This window comes from Enterobacter cloacae complex sp. P40C2 (assembly GCF_014930695.1).
Taxonomy (GTDB): domain Bacteria; phylum Pseudomonadota; class Gammaproteobacteria; order Enterobacterales; family Enterobacteriaceae; genus Enterobacter; species Enterobacter pasteurii.
Map to the genome: position 1 here is coordinate 452,257 of NZ_JADBRP010000002.1, position 16,343 is coordinate 468,599.

15 protein-coding genes and 1 tRNA gene are annotated in these 16,343 nt (G+C 56.1%); 3 read left to right on the plus strand and 13 right to left on the minus strand.

Annotated elements, in window-relative coordinates:
- Nucleotides 1–9: 9 nt before the first annotated feature.
- From IM304_RS07375 to nnr, 11 genes are all read right to left on the minus strand, one after another.
- Entirely contained in the window at nt 10–1,308 is a 1,299-nt protein-coding gene (locus IM304_RS07375) for an adenylosuccinate synthase (protein ID WP_032628076.1), read from the minus strand.
- A gap of 104 nt (nt 1,309–1,412) precedes the next feature.
- On the minus strand, nt 1,413–1,610 hold the full coding sequence (locus IM304_RS07380) for a DUF2065 domain-containing protein (RefSeq protein ID WP_003855996.1): 198 nt from the start codon (nt 1,608–1,610) through the stop codon (nt 1,413–1,415).
- Nucleotides 1,611–1,681: 71 nt separating this feature from the next.
- Nucleotides 1,682–2,686 (minus strand): protease modulator HflC, encoded by a 1,005-nt coding sequence (gene hflC, locus IM304_RS07385; protein ID WP_148421863.1) that lies wholly within the window; start codon nt 2,684–2,686, stop codon nt 1,682–1,684.
- Nucleotides 2,687–2,688: 2 nt separating this feature from the next.
- A complete protein-coding gene (hflK, locus tag IM304_RS07390) occupies nt 2,689–3,948 on the minus strand; it encodes an FtsH protease activity modulator HflK (protein ID WP_176608899.1) in 1,260 nt (419 codons plus the stop codon).
- Nucleotides 3,949–4,004: 56 nt separating this feature from the next.
- A complete protein-coding gene (gene hflX, locus IM304_RS07395; protein WP_148421859.1) occupies nt 4,005–5,285 on the minus strand; it encodes a ribosome rescue GTPase HflX in 1,281 nt (426 codons plus the stop codon).
- A gap of 74 nt (nt 5,286–5,359) precedes the next feature.
- On the minus strand, nt 5,360–5,671 hold the full coding sequence (hfq, locus tag IM304_RS07400; RefSeq protein ID WP_148421858.1) for an RNA chaperone Hfq: 312 nt from the start codon (nt 5,669–5,671) through the stop codon (nt 5,360–5,362).
- 85 nt (nt 5,672–5,756) lie between these two features.
- The gene (miaA, locus tag IM304_RS07405; RefSeq protein ID WP_148421857.1) at nt 5,757–6,707 is read right to left on the minus strand and encodes a tRNA (adenosine(37)-N6)-dimethylallyltransferase MiaA; all 951 of its coding nucleotides are present in this window, start codon (nt 6,705–6,707) and stop codon (nt 5,757–5,759) included.
- Nucleotides 6,700–8,544, minus strand: coding sequence for a DNA mismatch repair endonuclease MutL (gene mutL / locus IM304_RS07410; protein ID WP_193354886.1), 1,845 nt, complete (start codon nt 8,542–8,544; stop codon nt 6,700–6,702). Before mutL ends, miaA begins: the two co-directional genes overlap by 8 nt.
- A 9-nt stretch (nt 8,545–8,553) precedes the next feature.
- Nucleotides 8,554–9,891 (minus strand): N-acetylmuramoyl-L-alanine amidase AmiB, encoded by a 1,338-nt coding sequence (amiB, locus tag IM304_RS07415; protein ID WP_193354887.1) that lies wholly within the window; start codon nt 9,889–9,891, stop codon nt 8,554–8,556.
- 16 nt (nt 9,892–9,907) lie between these two features.
- Complete coding sequence (tsaE, locus tag IM304_RS07420; RefSeq protein WP_003855970.1) at nt 9,908–10,369, minus strand: tRNA (adenosine(37)-N6)-threonylcarbamoyltransferase complex ATPase subunit type 1 TsaE; 462 nt, start codon at nt 10,367–10,369, stop codon at nt 9,908–9,910.
- Nucleotides 10,362–11,885 carry a bifunctional ADP-dependent NAD(P)H-hydrate dehydratase/NAD(P)H-hydrate epimerase gene (gene nnr, locus IM304_RS07425; protein WP_193354888.1) on the minus strand — a complete coding sequence of 508 codons (1,524 nt, stop codon included), beginning with the start codon at nt 11,883–11,885 and terminating at the stop codon, nt 10,362–10,364. Before nnr ends, tsaE begins: the two co-directional genes overlap by 8 nt.
- Here nnr and queG point away from each other — a divergent pair.
- Nucleotides 11,884–13,023, plus strand: coding sequence for a tRNA epoxyqueuosine(34) reductase QueG (queG, locus tag IM304_RS07430; RefSeq protein ID WP_148421849.1), 1,140 nt, complete (start codon nt 11,884–11,886; stop codon nt 13,021–13,023). The two genes, nnr and queG, sit on opposite strands and share 2 nt — an antisense overlap.
- A gap of 271 nt (nt 13,024–13,294) precedes the next feature.
- On the opposite strand, the gene IM304_RS07435 is transcribed toward queG, so the two are convergent.
- Both IM304_RS07435 and orn read right to left on the minus strand, forming a co-directional pair.
- Nucleotides 13,295–13,370: transfer RNA gene (locus IM304_RS07435), tRNA-Gly, on the minus strand.
- Between the two features lie 196 nt (nt 13,371–13,566).
- Nucleotides 13,567–14,112 carry an oligoribonuclease gene (gene orn / locus IM304_RS07440; RefSeq protein ID WP_013095280.1) on the minus strand — a complete coding sequence of 182 codons (546 nt, stop codon included), beginning with the start codon at nt 14,110–14,112 and terminating at the stop codon, nt 13,567–13,569.
- Between the two features lie 107 nt (nt 14,113–14,219).
- On the opposite strand from orn, the gene rsgA reads away from it, so the two are divergent.
- Complete coding sequence (gene rsgA / locus IM304_RS07445; RefSeq protein WP_176608903.1) at nt 14,220–15,272, plus strand: small ribosomal subunit biogenesis GTPase RsgA; 1,053 nt, start codon at nt 14,220–14,222, stop codon at nt 15,270–15,272.
- Between the two features lie 98 nt (nt 15,273–15,370).
- On the plus strand, nt 15,371–16,339 hold the full coding sequence (gene asd / locus IM304_RS07450; protein WP_176608904.1) for an archaetidylserine decarboxylase: 969 nt from the start codon (nt 15,371–15,373) through the stop codon (nt 16,337–16,339).
- Nucleotides 16,340–16,343 lie beyond the last annotated feature (4 nt).

Here is a 16,343-nt window from a genome sequence, read left to right on the forward strand (position 1 = left end):
AAACCATCATTATGCGTCGAACGGATCGCGCAGGATCATCGTTTCAGTACGATCCGGGCCGGTGGAAATAATATCGATCGGCACTTCGGTCAGTTCTTCAATACGCTTAATGTAATCCAGCGCGGCTTTTGGCAGGCCACTACGCTCTTTCACGCCGAAGGTGGTCTCAGACCAGCCCGGCATGGTTTCGTAGATTGGCTCGATGCCTTCCCAGTCGTCAGCAGCCAGCGGAGTGGTAGTCACTTCACGGCCATCCGGCATACGGTAGCCTACGCAGATTTTCACTTCTTTCAGGCCGTCCAGCACGTCCAGCTTGGTCAGGCAGAAGCCAGACAGGGAGTTGATCTGCACTGCGCGACGCACGGCAACGGCGTCCAGCCAGCCGGTACGACGACGACGACCGGTGGTCGCGCCAAATTCGTTACCCTGCTTGCACAGGAACTCGCCGGTTTCATCAAACAGTTCGGTCGGGAATGGACCTGCACCCACGCGAGTGGAGTAAGCTTTGATGATACCCAGAACGTAATCCACATAACGTGGGCCCAGGCCGGAGCCGGTTGCCACGCCACCGGCGGTGGTGTTAGAGGAGGTTACGTACGGATAGGTACCGTGGTCGATGTCCAGCAGCGTACCCTGCGCACCTTCAAACATGACGAAATCGCCACGCTTACGCGCCTGGTCCAGCAGATCGGACACATCAACAACCATACCGGTCAGAATGTCTGCGATCGCCATGACGTCATCCAGCACTTTCTGGTAGTCAACAGCGTCAGCTTTGTAAAAGTTCACCAGCTGGAAGTTGTGATATTCCATCACTTCTTTCAGTTTTTCAGCGAAGGTGGCTTTGTCGAACAGATCGCCCACGCGCAGACCGCGGCGTGCAACTTTATCTTCGTAAGCCGGACCGATACCACGACCGGTGGTGCCGATAGCTTTCGCGCCACGCGCCTTTTCACGCGCAACGTCCAGCGCCACGTGATAATCCAGGATCAGCGGGCAGGCTTCGGAGAGCAGCAGACGCTCACGAACAGGGATACCACGGTCTTCCAGACCTTTCATCTCTTTCATCAGCGCAGCTGGAGACAGCACAACGCCGTTACCGATGATGCTGGTGACGTTTTCGCGAAGAATGCCTGATGGAATAAGATGGAGGACGGTTTTTTCACCGTTGATTACGAGAGTATGGCCTGCGTTGTGACCGCCCTGGTAGCGTACAACATATTTAGCCCGTTCAGTCAGAAGATCGACAATCTTCCCTTTACCTTCGTCACCCCATTGGGTGCCCAGTACGACGACGTTGTTACCCATTTTTTTCAAAATCACCGTTTGCTTAAAAATGGATTCTACCATCGCTTTTTCAGATATACAGCACTTTTTGACCCTAAAATATGCCAGTTACGGTTAGTTTTTGATCAGCCAATCGTTTTCCTCAACATGTAGTAGATAACGATACCGGCAACCACAAGACCGCCGCCGAAACGACGCAAAATATTGTCCGGCAGCTGGCTCATTGTTGCGATCATTCGACGCCACGCGCGGGGATAAAGCATCGGGCCGAGACCTTCCAGCACCAGAACCAAGGCCAGAGCGAGCCAGATCGTTGAATTCATTTTTCATCCTTATAAAAGAAAACCACCGCTCCTGACGAAGCGGTGGTTTGAATACTCAAACGAGACTGAGTTTATCGCGTTGCGTTGGATGGCGTCTTCATATAACGGAAGAAATCGCTGTCCGGGCTGAGCACCATCACATCCTGGTTGCTCTTGAAGCTATTCTCATAAGCTCGCAGGCTACGGATAAAGGCGTAGAAGTCAGGATCCTGGCTGAATGCATCAGCAAACAGTTTCGCCGCTTCGGCATCACCTTCACCGCGCAGGATACGGCCCTGACGCTCAGATTCCGCCAGCGTCTTGGTCACTTCATAGTCCGCTGCCGCGCGCAGTTTTTCCGCTTCTTCCTGACCCTGTGAACGGTGACGACGGGCTACCGCCTCACGCTCGGCGCGCATACGGTTGTAAATAGCCTCAGACACTTCCGCCGGCAGGTTGATCTGCTTGATACGCACGTCGACCACTTCAATACCCAGCGCCGCCATACTGTTCGGGTTGATCACCGGCACTTTACCGTTGGTTTCAGCCTGAACGCGTTCAGCCGCTTTAGCAATCGCATCATCCGCTGCTGGCGTTTCCACTTCGTCTTCCGTGCCCGCGGTACCGGAGTTCAGCGCATCGCGCACTTCCAGCGTCAGTCGGCCACGGGAGTCGGTCACGATGTCTTTCACATCCAGACGACCAATCTCGGAACGCAGACGGTCAGAGAACTTACGCTTTAGCAGCACTTCCGCCTGAGAAACGTCGCCGCCGCCTGTTGCCAGGAAGTAGCGGCTGAAATCGCTGATACGCCATTTAATATAGGAATCAACGATCAGGTCTTTCTTCTCTTTAGTCACAAAACGGTCGGCCTGGTTATCCATGGTCTGGATACGCGCGTCGAGCGTTTTAACAGACTGAATGAAAGGCACCTTGAAGTGCAGGCCCGGCTCGTAAATCACCGGACGCTTGTCGCCGTCACGCACGACGCTGCTGAACTGGAACTTGATCCCACGCTCGCCCTCTTTCACCACAAAGATCGAGGTATAAAGCACGACAAGTACGATGACGACGATCGCAATAACTGACTTACGCATCCTTATTCCCCCTGACGCTGGTAGTCGTTACGCTGCGCGTTAGCACGGCGTTGGTCCATAATGTCACCATCGTTCGAAGAAGGCGTTGTGTTCGCGCTGGCGCTGCCAGACGAGGCTGGCGGCAGACGCAGCAGGTTGTTCGCACCGCTGTTATCTTTCGCGGCTGGCGCAGAACCGCCTTTCAGCATCTGATCCAGCGGCAGAACCATCAGGTTTCCGCCCTTGCTGTCGTTAACCAGCACTTTGCGGGTGTGGCTCAGCACTTTTTCCATGGTCTCGATATAAAGACGCTCGCGGGTGATTTCCGGAGCCGCTTTATATTCCGGCAGGATACGCGCGAAGCGAGCCACTTCACCCTGCGCTTCCAGGATGGTCTGGGTCTTATACGCACGCGCCTCTTCCAGAATACGCTGCGCCTGACCGTTAGCACGCGGCTGAACTTCGTTGGTGTACGCTTCCGCTTCACGGATGTACTGCTGTTCGTTTTCACGCGCAGCAATCGCATCGTCAAACGCGGCCTTCACCTCTTCCGGCGGACGAGCAGCCTGGAAGTTGACGTCCAGCAGGGTGATACCCATGTTGTATGGACGGATGGTCTCTTCCAGCTCGCGCTGGGTATCGCTACGAATAACGGTACGACCTTCGGTCAGGATACGGTCCATGGTGTATTTACCGATCACGCCACGCAGGGCGCTGTCGGTCGCCTGACGCAGGCTGTCATCCGCACTGGTCACGCTAAACAGATAACGCTCAGGATCCGTCACGCGGTACTGCACGTTCATCTCAACGCGCACCACGTTTTCGTCAGACGTCAGCATCACGCCGGAAGCTGCCAGTTCGCGAACGGACTCCACGTTTACCGCGGTCACGTTGTCAATGAAGGTCGGCTTCCAGTTCAGGCCCGGCTCAACCAGATGGCTGAACTTACCGAAACGGGTTACCACGCCGCGCTCTGCTTCTTTAATGGTGTAGAACCCGCTGGCTGCCCAGATGATTACCACCGCAGCGGCCACAATGCCGACTACGCGGCCACCCATAGGCGGGCGCGAACTCTGAGTGGAATTCCCACCCGAGCCAGAACCTTTTCCTCCGCCGAGGCCACCAAGCTTTTTGCTCAGTTTGCGGAAGATATCATCCAGATCCGGTGGCCCCTGCTCGCGACCACCTTTGTTGCCATTTCCCCCAGAGTTGCCGCCTTGATTATTGCTGCTTCCCCACGGGTCGCGGTCTTGTCCGTTATTACCGGGCTGATTCCACGCCATGTATATGCTCCATATTTGTTATGCAAGGGCGAATTATTCAGGCTTCCCCTTTCTGATCAGACGATATAGTCCGCCAGCGCAGGTTCTTGTTTACAGAGGCGACGCCAGTCAACGATCGGCATACGCACCTGCATCCCCACGCTGCCGTCATCCTCCATCCACTCTTTTTCTATCGCCTGAAGCTGATAAAACCGGCTGCGCAGCCTGCCTTCCTGTGGCGGCAGTCGCAGCGTGTGCTGAGCTACCTCACCGGAAAGACGTTCTGTCAAAGCCTGGAAAAGCAGTGGCACACCAATCCCGGACTGCGCAGACAGCCAGACCCGAATCGGTTTGTTCTCTTCATCTCGGTCGATACGCGGTTCGAAATCGTCCAGCATATCGATCTTGTTCATTACCAACAGCGTGGGAATGTCGTGGGCGTCGATCTCTTCGAGCACCACATTCACCGCGTCGATGTTTTCCTGCACGCGTACGTCTGCTGCATCAATCACGTGCAGCAGCAGGGTTGCCTGACGCGTCTCCTGCAACGTCGCTTTAAACGCCGCGACGAGATCGTGCGGCAGATGGCGGATAAACCCTACGGTATCCGCCAGCACCGTTTCACCGACGTCAGCTACGTCAATCCGGCGCAGCGTGGGGTCCAGGGTCGCAAACAGCTGGTCTGCTGCATAAACCCGGGCCTCGGTTATCTGGTTAAACAGGGTGGATTTACCGGCGTTGGTATAGCCCACCAGCGACACCGTCGGGATGTCCGCTTTGGTTCGCGCACGACGCCCCTGCTCGCGCTGTTTCTCTACACGTTCCAGACGTGAAAGGATCTGGGTAATACGGCCACGCAGCAAACGGCGGTCGGTTTCGAGCTGGGTTTCACCCGGGCCGCGCAAACCAATCCCGCCTTTTTGTCTTTCAAGGTGTGTCCAGCCACGCACCAGACGCGTCGCCAGATGGCGCAGCTGCGCCAGCTCAACCTGCAGCTTACCCTCGTGGGTACGCGCACGCTGAGCAAAAATATCTAAGATCAATCCCGTGCGATCGATAACACGGCATTCGCAGAGAGCTTCCAGGTTACGTTCCTGAGCCGGAGACAGCGCATGATCAAACAGCACAACGGATGCGCCGGTTGCTTTTACGGCATCCGCAATTTCTACTGCTTTACCTTCACCAACAAAATACTTCGGGTGCGGCGCTTTACGGCTACCGGTAATCACCTGCATTGCTTCGACACCGGCGGAAGAGACCAGAGATTCAAACTCCTGGAGATCTTCCATATCTTTGTCTTGCGAAAAATAGATGTGTACCAGCACCGCCTGCTCACCGGCGTCATAACGGTCAAACAAGCGTAAACCTCTCTAAAAAGATCAGCGGGGAACGCAGGATCCCTGGCTCCCCGTGTGGATAACAGTACGAAACCTTATTCGGTCTCGTCGCTGTCCTGCGCAGGAGAAGAAGAACCCTGCGCGTTGCTGCCATGATGGTAGTTACTACCAGTGCCGCCGCCAGCGTTATTGCTGTGATGAGATACCGGACGGGACGGAACAACAGTAGAAATAGCGTGCTTATAGACCATCTGACTGACCGTGTTTTTTAACAGGATCACGAACTGATCGAAAGACTCAATCTGACCTTGCAGCTTAATACCATTCACCAAATAAATAGAAACTGGAACACGTTCCCGACGCAATGCGTTCAGGAACGGATCTTGTAAAGATTGCCCCTTAGCCATTCTATCTTTTCCTTATATGCTTGTTTTGTACTTAGAACCTTGCGATTCTGAAAAATTGCGCACGATACGCCTCAATTGTACACATTCAGTGAGCGATATCACCAATAACCTCAATCACTTCGTTTAACGCCTGTTGCGGTTTTTCGCTGTCTAACCAGTGAACTCCCTCCCAACCGCGCAACCAGGTGATCTGGCGCTTCGCTAACTGTCTCGTGGCGCAAACACCTCTATAAACCATTTCATCGTATGAAATCTCGCCTTCAAGATACGACCACATCTGGCGGTATCCCACACAACGAACGGAAGGCATGTCCGTATGCAAATCTCCACGGGCAAAAAGCGCCCGCACTTCTGCTTCAAAATCTGAAGCCAACATCTGATGAAAACGCTGCTCAATTCGTTGATGGAGCAGTTCACGGCTCGCCGGGGCGATGGCGAACTGATGCACCTGATACGGCAGAGCGTCTCCTGACGTTTGCGTCAGTTCCGTTAAAGTTTTACCCGAAATGAAAAAAACTTCCAGTGCCCGGGAAAGCCTTTGCGGATCGTTTGGATGGATCCGCGCTGCGGCAACCGGATCAATCTCTTCCAGTTGCTTGTGCAAAACGTCCCAACCCTGCTCTGCCGCCTGCTGCTCAATCTTTGCCCTCACTTCAGGATCTGCCGATGGCAGAGGCGATAACCCCTCCAGCAGCGCCTTAAAGTAGAGCATGGTTCCGCCAACCAACAGCGGTATACGTCCCGCGGCGGTAATCTCGGCCATCTCGGCTAACGCATCGCGGCGAAAATCTGCCGCGGAATAAGCCTGCGCCGGGTCGAGAATATCCAGCAAACGGTGCGGTGCCGCACGCAGTTCCTCTGCGCCGGGCTTCGCCGTGCCGATGTCCATCCCTCGGTAAATGAGGGCAGAATCGACGCTAATCAACTCTACTGGCAAAACTTTACGTAGCTCAATGGCTAACGCCGTTTTGCCGGAGGCCGTTGGGCCCATTAAAAAAATTGCCTTTGGCAGGCTCGCCTTACTTACATCATTCATGTTTCAGGGCGGTCATCGCCTTTTGTAAATCAACAGGTTGTAACAAACCCCCTGGCGGCGCTTTCACCAGCTGCGGGCAGAGACGTTCCACCTCCGCCAGCACGGTAATCGCCTGCGCCATACTCCACGGCGAATGTTCGCTGGCCAGACGGCGGGCGATCCACTGCGCGGTATCGGCGGCATCAAACGTCGTTTGCTGCGCCAGGTAGCCTATCAGTTCAGGAATCAAGTTTTGTAAATTTTGTTGGCGTAAGGGTAAAGGCACTGCGCGAATTGTCACATGCTGCGCGTCCAGTACGATTTCGATGCCCATTTCGGCCAGCTGCGCCTGTACCTGCTGCAAAACCCTTGTTTCTTCCGGGGATATTTTCAGGCGAACGGGGATCAGCAGCGGCTGCGCGCAGGCAGCATTCACGCCGGGCGTTAGCTGCGCCTGCTTGAGCCAGCGCTCCGCCACGGTAAGGGCCAGCAACATTAGCTTACCCTCGCGTTCAAGCAGGGCCACGTCAGGCGCGACGATGGTCAGCACCCGGCCAAAACTCTGGCTATGCCCATCCAGAGAGGGTGTTGAAACCGTGATGTGCTCTTTATGCTCTACCGACGGCGTATCCAGCAGTTTGCGGTACAGCGCTCCCTGCTGCTTTTGATAGCCCGGCTGGGCGTTGGGATAGTTCGCCCCGGTCGGTCGCGGAGCGTTACCCGTCGAGGCTAAGCGCGGCGCAGACGGCTCGCGCACCGCCGCCGGTTCGGCAAAGTGATTCCGTCCGGCCGCCACGCGGTTTTCCGGAAGCGGACGCGGCTCGGGTTGTTCCTTTGCCAGCGGCAGCTCTGGCGTGGCCTGCTGCTGCAATACAGCGGCCACGCCCTGATAGATAAAATCATGCACCAGACGCGACTGGTGGAAACGCACCTCATGCTTGGCTGGATGCACGTTAACGTCAACCTGATGCGGGTCAATTTCCAGATAGAGCACAAAGGCGGGCTGCTGATCGGCGCCGAGCTTATCCTCGCAGGCCTGGCGAATAGCGTGGTTAATCAGGCGGTCACGCATCATGCGGCCGTTAACGTAGCAATACTGGATCTCAGCAAAGGCGGCGCTGCTCGCGTTCGGATCGGCAACCCAGCCGCGCAGGGCCAGATCGCCATGCTGCCACTCAATAGCCAGCGCTTTTTCCAGGAACGGCGTGCCGCAGATGGCCCCCAGCCGACGCTCCTTTTGCCCGCCTTCCGCCACCGCGCGATACTGGCGCATCACCTTACCGTTATGGCTGAGGTTAATGGTGACGTCAAAACGCGCCAGCGCGATGCGGCGGATGATCTCGTCGATATGTCCGAATTCGGTCTTTTCGGTTCGCATAAACTTGCGGCGAGCGGGCGTGTTGTAGAAGAGATCCAGCACCTCCAGCGTGGTGCCTACCGGATGCGCCGCTGGCTTGACCGTGACGTCCATATCGCGCCCTTCGGCGTAGGCCTGCCAGGCTTCCTGCTGTTCCGCCGTGCGGGAAGTAAGGGTCAGGCGGGAAACGGAGCTGATACTGGCTAGCGCTTCGCCGCGAAACCCCAGGCTGATAATCGCTTCCAGATCGTCCAGTGAGGCAATTTTGCTGGTGGCATGACGCGCCAGCGCCAGCGCCAGCTCGTCTTTTTTAATGCCGCAGCCGTTGTCGCGAATGCGGATGAGCTTTGCGCCCCCGCGTTCAATATCGATATCAATGCGGGTTGCCCCCGCATCGAGGCTGTTTTCCACCAGCTCTTTCACTACCGACGCAGGGCGTTCCACCACCTCACCGGCGGCGATTTGGTTCGCGAGCTGCGGCGGTAGAACCTGAATCGGCATGAATTCTCCTTAATTAGTCGCGGTCATCTCACCCGGCAGCGCTGCACTGGCCGTCTGGGCTGCACCGCCCTGTGGTGCAGACTGAAGCGGATGCGCCTCAAAGTATTTACGCAGGCCGTTATAAATCGCTTCGGCAATTTGCTGCTGATAGCTGTCGCTTCCCAGTAGACGCTCTTCACCGTGATTGCTGATAAAGCCGGTCTCTACCAGAATCGACGGAATATCCGGCGAGCGCAGCACGCCGAGGCTCGCATGCTCCGGGCGACGCTTGTGCAGCGATCCAACGCTTTGCAGCTGATTGAGTACGTTAGTGGCGACATCATACCCGACGCGCTGAGAATGACCGAACTGTAAATCCAGCACTGCCTGGCTGAGATACGGATCGGCCTGGCTGTTTGCCAGCACATCGCCTGCCCCGCCTAACAGTTCCGACTGCTTCTCATGCTCTTCAAGCCAGTTGGCCATTTCGCTGTTGGCGCGACGGTTGGACAGCACCCACACGGACGCACCGGTGGCGCTACGGTTCGGCGCTGCGTCCGCATGAATTGATACCAGGAAGTTGGCGTTCTGTTTGCGCGCCACGTCCGAGCGTCCCATCACGGAGATAAAGTAGTCCCCGTCGCGGGTTAACACGCCTTTAAACATCGGATCGTCATTCAGAAGCGCGCGCAGCTTGCGGGCAATGGCAATGGTGACATTTTTCTCACGCGTGCCGCCCGGGCCAATCGCGCCGGGATCTTGCCCGCCGTGTCCGGCGTCAATGGCGATAATCACCTTATCGCCGCTAGCTGGCGTACGTCGCGCGCTGACCGCCGGACGCGTCACCGTGTTGCTGCTGGTCACGGCGGTAAGACGGTCATTTTGTGATTTAAACGGATTACGGGCAGGCTCAGACGGTCGTGAGGTATACACCGGTGCCTCTACGCGCTTTGCCACAACGGGTGCAGGCGGTGGTGGCGGCACGTCGGCATTGATGGTGAAGACCACCGTATAATTCGCGCCGTTTTGCTGCTTAACCGCCTTCGTTTTGCCTTTTTCGGTGAGGTCAACCACCAGGCGCAGAGACTGGGCATCCTTCGGAGTACCCGAACGGATGCTTTTCACCAGATTATTACCGCTGAACTGAAGCGGCAGCCCCTGGATCACCCCGGACTGTTTAATATCGAGCGCCACGCTGCGGCTGTCGATTTGTGAAAAAGCATATTCAGGATCGCCCATAAAGCTGAACGTAATGCGGGCCTGGCTATCGCCATTCGACACCTGAATATCCGAGAGGCTTGCCGCCCCGGCCTGCGCGCACAGCAGTACCGTGGCAGCCAACACCCAACTTTTAACGCGATTAATCATCCCGTTATCCCTACGCTCAACCGGCTAAACGCGCCAGTAAGGAACAGCCTGATGAGGAAACCGCACTGATGCGCGCCTCACGCCCTTGTGCCTGGTAATCTAAGTGAATTTCGACATCCGGGTCAGGCAGCACACCCGCACCTTGTTGCGGCCACTCCACCAGGCAGATGGCGTCGTTGGCAAAGTAATCGCGGATCCCCATAAATTCCAGCTCCTCCGGGTCCGCAAGACGATATAAATCAAAGTGGTACACCATGATATTTTCAAGCGTGTACGGTTCTACCAGCGTGTAGGTCGGGCTTTTTACGTTCCCGTTATGGCCTAACGCCTGCAAAAAACCGCGGCTGAAGGTTGTTTTACCCGCGCCTAAATCGCCATACAGATAAATGACGGTCGCCCCCTGACAGGCCTGCGCCACGCGCTTGCCGAGATCTAAAGTGGCTTGTTCATCAGGTAAAGGAATCGCTCGATTAGTCATTTTCTACGTCAATCACATCCGGGTTAACAACACGCCGCAGCGTGCAAAAAAGATCGGTGGCCAGCATACCGCGCGTGCCATAACGGGCAGCCAGCCCGTCAGCCGCCGCACCGTGGGCCACGCAGCCAGCACAGGCTGCATCATAAAGGGGAAGTTTCTGTCCGAGCAATGCGCCAATGATGCCGGAGAGCACATCGCCCATGCCGCCGCTCGCCATGCCTGCATTACCGGCATCAATAATGCCCACGGCGTCATCGCTGGCGATGACGGTTCCCGCCCCTTTCAAAACGGCAACACCTCCGTAACGTTTTACCAGACGTTGGGCAGAAAGTAAGCGATCGCTTTCAATTTCTGCCACGCTACAGTTAAGCAGCCGCGCGGCTTCGCCGGGGTGTGGCGTCAGAATGCGATTGTGACGCTTATCCGGATTTATTGCCAGAAGGTTAAGCGCGTCGGCGTCCCACAGCATCGGTTTACGAAAGTTCTCGACTTTTTGCAGGGCCTGTTTACCCCAGCTTTGTTGCCCGAGCCCGGGGCCAATTACCACCACATCCGCCCATTCGAGGCTCTCCTCCAGCGACTGCGGGGTAAGCTCGTGGACCATCAGTTCCGGACGCGCGGTAACGATCGGCGCAATGTTTTCGCTGCGGGTGAGCACGCGCACTAAACCGGCACCGCTGCGCAGGGCCGCTTCTCCGGCCATGCGAATCGCGCCTGCGGTACCGCTATCGCCACCAATAATCACCAGCCGACCATGGTCGCCCTTATGGGACGTGGGCCGGCGCGGCGGCAGCCACCGTGCAAGCTGAGAGGCATCAAAGCGGGAAAGCTGGGTTTCCTGCCCCGCCAGCCAGTTTTCCAGCCCCAGCGCGTTGTGGTGCAGGATACCCACCACGTCCCGCGCCTTGCCGGTAAGCAGGCCCGGCTTCAGGGCGATAAAGGTCACGGTATGCGCGGCCTCGATCGCCGCTCCCGGCGTCGCGCCGGTTTGCGCCATCAGGCCGGAGGGAATATCCAGCGCAATCGCCGGAGCGGGATGCGCGTTGGCGCGCGCAATCAGGGCGGCGACGTTATCGCGAGGGGCGCGCATCAGTCCCGTTCCCAGCAGCCCATCAACAATCACGTCCACGTCATCGGGCCAGGCGATATCAGGCGCGTGAATAATGCCCCCGGCATTCAGCCAGGCTTCTCTCGCCGTACCGGCTTCTTCCGGCAGCGGTTTATCACTCTCCAGCGCCAGCAGGGTGACGCGCAGCCCCGCCGCCACCGCCAGACGAGCCACGACATAGCCGTCGCCACCGTTATTGCCGTGCCCGCACAATATCAGGTAATGCGACGCATCCGGGTAGGCCATGCGCGCAACGTTGAACGCCGCCTCGCCCGCGCGCTGCATCAGCTCATAAAGGGTGATGCCCAGGCTGTCTGCGGCCTCTTTTTCGGCGCGTCGGAGGTCATCCGCATGCCAGATGGAATGTGGTATACTTGCGGGGTTTTTCTTCACAGTATGGTCCGTCATGTCACAGCCCCTCGATCTCAATGAATTAGCGCAAAAAATAAAACAGTGGGGTGCTGAACTGGGCTTCCAGAAGGTCGGTATCACCGACACCGATCTCTCTGCCAGCGAGCCTAAGCTACAGGCATGGCTGGATAAACAATATCACGGCGAAATGGAGTGGATGGCGCGTCACGGCATGATGCGTGCCCGCCCTCACGAGCTTTTGCCGGGTACGTTACGCGTCATTAGCGTACGCATGAACTATCTTCCCGCCAGTGCGGCCTTTGCGCGTACGCTAAAAAATCCCTCTCTGGGCTACGTCAGCCGTTACGCTCTGGGGCGTGATTACCATAAGCTTCTGCGCAACCGCCTAAAAAAGCTCGGGGAAACCATTCAGCAGCACTGTGTTTCGCTGAATTTTAGACCCTTTGTTGATTCTGCGCCTATTCTGGAACGTCCAATCGCTGAAAAAGCCGGGCTTGGCTGGACAGGTAAGCACTCACTTATCTTAAGCCGCGACGCGGGCTCGTTCTTTTTCCTGGGCGAGCTGCTGATTGATTTACCGCTGCCGGTAGACGGCCCGGTGGAAGAAGGCTGTGGGCGCTGCGTGGCCTGTATGACCATCTGCCCAACGGGCGCTATCGTTGAGCCGTATACCGTTGATGCGCGTCGCTGTATCTCCTACCTCACGATCGAACTGGAAGGGGCTATTCCGGAGGAATTCCGCCCGCTTATCGGCAACCGCATCTACGGCTGTGATGACTGCCAGCTGATCTGTCCGTGGAACCGCTATTCACAGCTGACGGACGAAGAAGATTTTAGCCCGCGCAAGGCGTTACATGCCCCGCCGTTAATCGAGCTGTTTGCCTGGACCGAAGCCTGGTTCCTGAAAGTGACGGAAGGTTCCGCCATTCGTCGTATCGGCCATCTGCGCTGGCTGCGAAATGTGGCCGTCGCGCTGGGCAATGCCCCGTGGGATGAAGCGAATATTCAGGCGCTCGAAAGCCGAAGAGGTGAGCACCCACTTCTCGATGAACACATAGAATGGGCGATTGCGCAGCAAATCGAGAAGCGAAATGCCTGCGTGGTCGAGGTGCAGTTACCGAAAAAACAGCGTCTGGTCAGGGTCATTGAAAAAGGGCTTCCGCGGGATGCGTGATATATTCACAGCCTGTGAATAAAAATAGGAACTCAGGCGCCATCAGGCTTAGCAAACAGGTCAAGTGATCTCAATAACATTTTGACATGAAATTTTATCAATATAATTCATGCAATTAGGAGAATTTCATTCACCCTGCTAACTTTTTGAACGGTTCTGGTTTAGCGACTTTTCTGTGGATAACTCTGTTTACAAGAGTATTTCAAATACAACGAAAAATGTCCCCAACGACGAAACTCGCTGTGGATGATTTTGATAAGAAGTAAAAATTTGGAGCGGGAAACGAGACTCGAACTCGCGACCCCGACCTTGGCAAGGTCGTGCTCTACCAACTGAGCTATTCCCGCAAATCTGTACTGCTTTTGTTGCTGTCGTAACGTGTAATTCTCTGTCGTTACGGGAGGCGCATTATACGAGAAATCCGTTTAGCTGCAACCCCCCTCAAAGCGATTTTTTCGAAATTAAGTTCAAGTGCTTATTTAATCGGCAAGCTGAACAATTTAACGACAAAAACCCGGCCGCGCAAGGCGCCGGATCGCAAAATCACAGCTTAATAAAGTTTTCGCGATAGTACGCCAGCTCCGCCACAGACTCGCGGATGTCGTCCATTGCCTGGTGCGTCCCCTGCTTTTTGAAGCCGTCGAGAATTTCCGGTTTCCAGCGGCGGGCCAGCTCTTTCAGGGTGCTCACGTCCAGATAGCGGTAGTGGAAGTAGGACTCCAGCTCCGGCATGTACTTAAACAGGAAACGACGATCCTGGCCAATGCTGTTGCCGCAGATAGGCGATTTTCCTGCGGGCACCCACTGCTTCAGAAATTCAAGCGTCGCCAGCTCCGCTTCGCGGTCGCCCATGGTGCTGGCCTTCACGCGCTCCACCAGCCCGCTGCCGGTATGGGTTCGCACGTTCCACTCATCCATCAGCGCAAGCTGGTCATCAGACTGGTGCACCGCAATAGTTGGGCCTTCCGCCAGAATATTGAGGTTAGCATCGGTGACCAGCGTGGCGATCTCAATAATGCGATCGCGCTCGGGATCCAGCCCGGTCATCTCCAGATCGATCCAAATCAGGTTATTTTCGTCCGCGCTCATGTTATTTTCCACCCTTCTCGCATAACCGGCAGTAGCAGGTTAACTAGTATTAATTAGAGTGTATCATAGAGGTTTTGCCCGCTACGGGCGACCAGGAGCCAGCGCGATTGAGTAAAAATAAACTCTCCAAAGGGCAGCAGCGCCGCGTGAACGCCAATCACCAGCGCCGTCTTAAAACCACTACGGAGAAGCCCGATTACGACGACAACCTGTTTGGCGAAGCGACAGAAGGCGTTGTGATTAGCCGCTTCGGTATGCACGCCGATGTCGAATCCGCCGACGGGAACATCCACCGCTGCAATATCCGTCGCACCATCCGTTCACTGGTTACCGGTGACCGCGTGGTCTGGCGTCCAGGCAAAGCGGCAGCGGAAGGGGTAACGGTTAAAGGCATTGTTGAGGCCGTACATGAACGCACGTCGGTCCTTACCCGCCCCGATTTCTATGACGGCGTGAAGCCGATTGCCGCCAATATCAACCAGATTGTGATCGTTTCGGCGATTTTGCCCGAGCTTTCGCTGAATATTATCGACCGTTACCTGGTGGCCTGCGAAACCTTGCAGGTTGAGCCGCTTATCGTCCTGAATAAAATCGATCTGCTGGATGACGAGGCCATGGCCTTTGTGAATGAGCAGATGGATATCTACCGCCATATCGGTTATCGCGTACTGATGGTTTCCAGCCGCACCAAAGATGGCCTGAAGCCGCTGGAAGATGCGCTGACGGACCGAATCAGCATCTTTGCAGGGCAATCCGGCGTAGGTAAATCGAGCCTGCTTAACAACCTGCTTGGCCTTCAGCAGGAGATCCTCACTAACGATGTGTCGGACGTCTCCGGCCTCGGCCAGCATACGACCACCGCCTCACGCCTCTACCACTTCCCGCACGGCGGCGACGTGATTGACTCTCCGGGCGTGCGTGAATTTGGTCTCTGGCATCTTGAGCCGGAACAAATCTTCAACGGATTTGTCGAATTCCATGACTATTTAGGCGCTTGCAAATATCGCGACTGTAAACATGACAACGATCCGGGCTGCGCAATCCGCGAAGCGGTAGAGAACGGTGAAATTGCGGAAACCCGTTTCGAAAATTACCACCGTATTCTCGAAAGCATGGACCAGGTAAAAACGCGTAAAAACTTTTCTGATTCTGATAACTGACAACTAAGCTAAGCGTCGCTAAAATCGTCCCCCTTTTTTCAGGTTCCGGCGGCGCGCTGCCGGATCAGGAACGACAAAACAATGGCCTGGAGGCTACCTTGTTAAACTCATTTAAACTTTCGCTTCAATACATTCTGCCGAAACTGTGGCTCACTCGCCTGGCGGGCTGGGGCGCGAGCAAACGAGCGGGCTGGCTGACCAAACTGGTCATCGATCTGTTTGTGAAATACTACAAGGTCGACATGAAGGAAGCGCAGAAGCCGGATACGGCCAGCTACCGCACGTTTAACGAATTTTTCGTGCGCCCACTGCGCGACGAAGTGCGCCCGCTGAATACCGACCCTAACGTGCTGGTCATGCCTGCGGATGGGGTGATCAGCCAGCTTGGTAAAATTGAAGACGACAAAATTTTGCAGGCGAAAGGCCATAACTACAGCCTCGAAGCGCTGCTGGCCGGGAACTACCTGATGGCGGACCTGTTCCGCAACGGTACGTTCGCCACCACCTATCTCTCCCCGCGCGACTATCACCGCGTTCATATGCCGTGTAACGGTATCCTGCGCGAAATGATCTACGTGCCGGGCGATCTGTTCTCCGTAAACCACCTGACGGCGCAAAACGTCCCTAACCTGTTTGCCCGTAACGAGCGCGTCATCTGCCTGTTCGATACTGAATTTGGCCCAATGGCGCAGATTCTGGTGGGTGCGACCATTGTAGGCAGCATCGAAACCGTCTGGGCTGGCACCATCACCCCGCCGCGCGAAGGCGTGATCAAGCGCTGGACGTGGCCTGCCGGTGAAGCAGAAGGCTCCGTTGCCCTGCTGAAAGGCCAGGAGATGGGCCGCTTCAAGCTGGGCTCAACGGTGATTAACCTGTTCGCACCGGGCAAAGTTAACCTGGTTGATGAGCTTAAGAGCCTGTCAGTGACCAAACTCGGCCAGCCTCTGGCAATCTCTACCGAAACCTTCGTGACGCCGGATGCAGAGCCTGCGCCGCTGTCTGAAGAAGAGATCAAAGCCGAACACGACGCCAGCCCGCTGGTTGACGACAAAAAAGACGAAGGCTAACAAC

Coding starts and splice junctions, on each gene's coding strand:
- IM304_RS07375 (WP_032628076.1), bottom strand. CDS start 1,308: ATGGGTAACAACGTCGTCGTACTGGGCACCCAATGGGGTGACGAAGGT.
- IM304_RS07380 (WP_003855996.1), bottom strand. CDS start 1,610: ATGAATTCAACGATCTGGCTCGCTCTGGCCTTGGTTCTGGTGCTGGAA.
- hflC (WP_148421863.1), bottom strand. CDS start 2,686: ATGCGTAAGTCAGTTATTGCGATCGTCGTCATCGTACTTGTCGTGCTT.
- hflK (WP_176608899.1), bottom strand. CDS start 3,948: ATGGCGTGGAATCAGCCCGGTAATAACGGACAAGACCGCGACCCGTGG.
- hfq (WP_148421858.1), bottom strand. CDS start 5,671: ATGGCTAAGGGGCAATCTTTACAAGATCCGTTCCTGAACGCATTGCGT.
- miaA (WP_148421857.1), bottom strand. CDS start 6,707: ATGAATGATGTAAGTAAGGCGAGCCTGCCAAAGGCAATTTTTTTAATG.
- mutL (WP_193354886.1), bottom strand. CDS start 8,544: ATGCCGATTCAGGTTCTACCGCCGCAGCTCGCGAACCAAATCGCCGCC.
- amiB (WP_193354887.1), bottom strand. CDS start 9,891: ATGATTAATCGCGTTAAAAGTTGGGTGTTGGCTGCCACGGTACTGCTG.
- tsaE (WP_003855970.1), bottom strand. CDS start 10,369: ATGACTAATCGAGCGATTCCTTTACCTGATGAACAAGCCACTTTAGAT.
- queG (WP_148421849.1), top strand. CDS start 11,884: ATGTCACAGCCCCTCGATCTCAATGAATTAGCGCAAAAAATAAAACAG.
- nnr (WP_193354888.1), bottom strand. CDS start 11,885: ATGACGGACCATACTGTGAAGAAAAACCCCGCAAGTATACCACATTCC.
- orn (WP_013095280.1), bottom strand. CDS start 14,112: ATGAGCGCGGACGAAAATAACCTGATTTGGATCGATCTGGAGATGACC.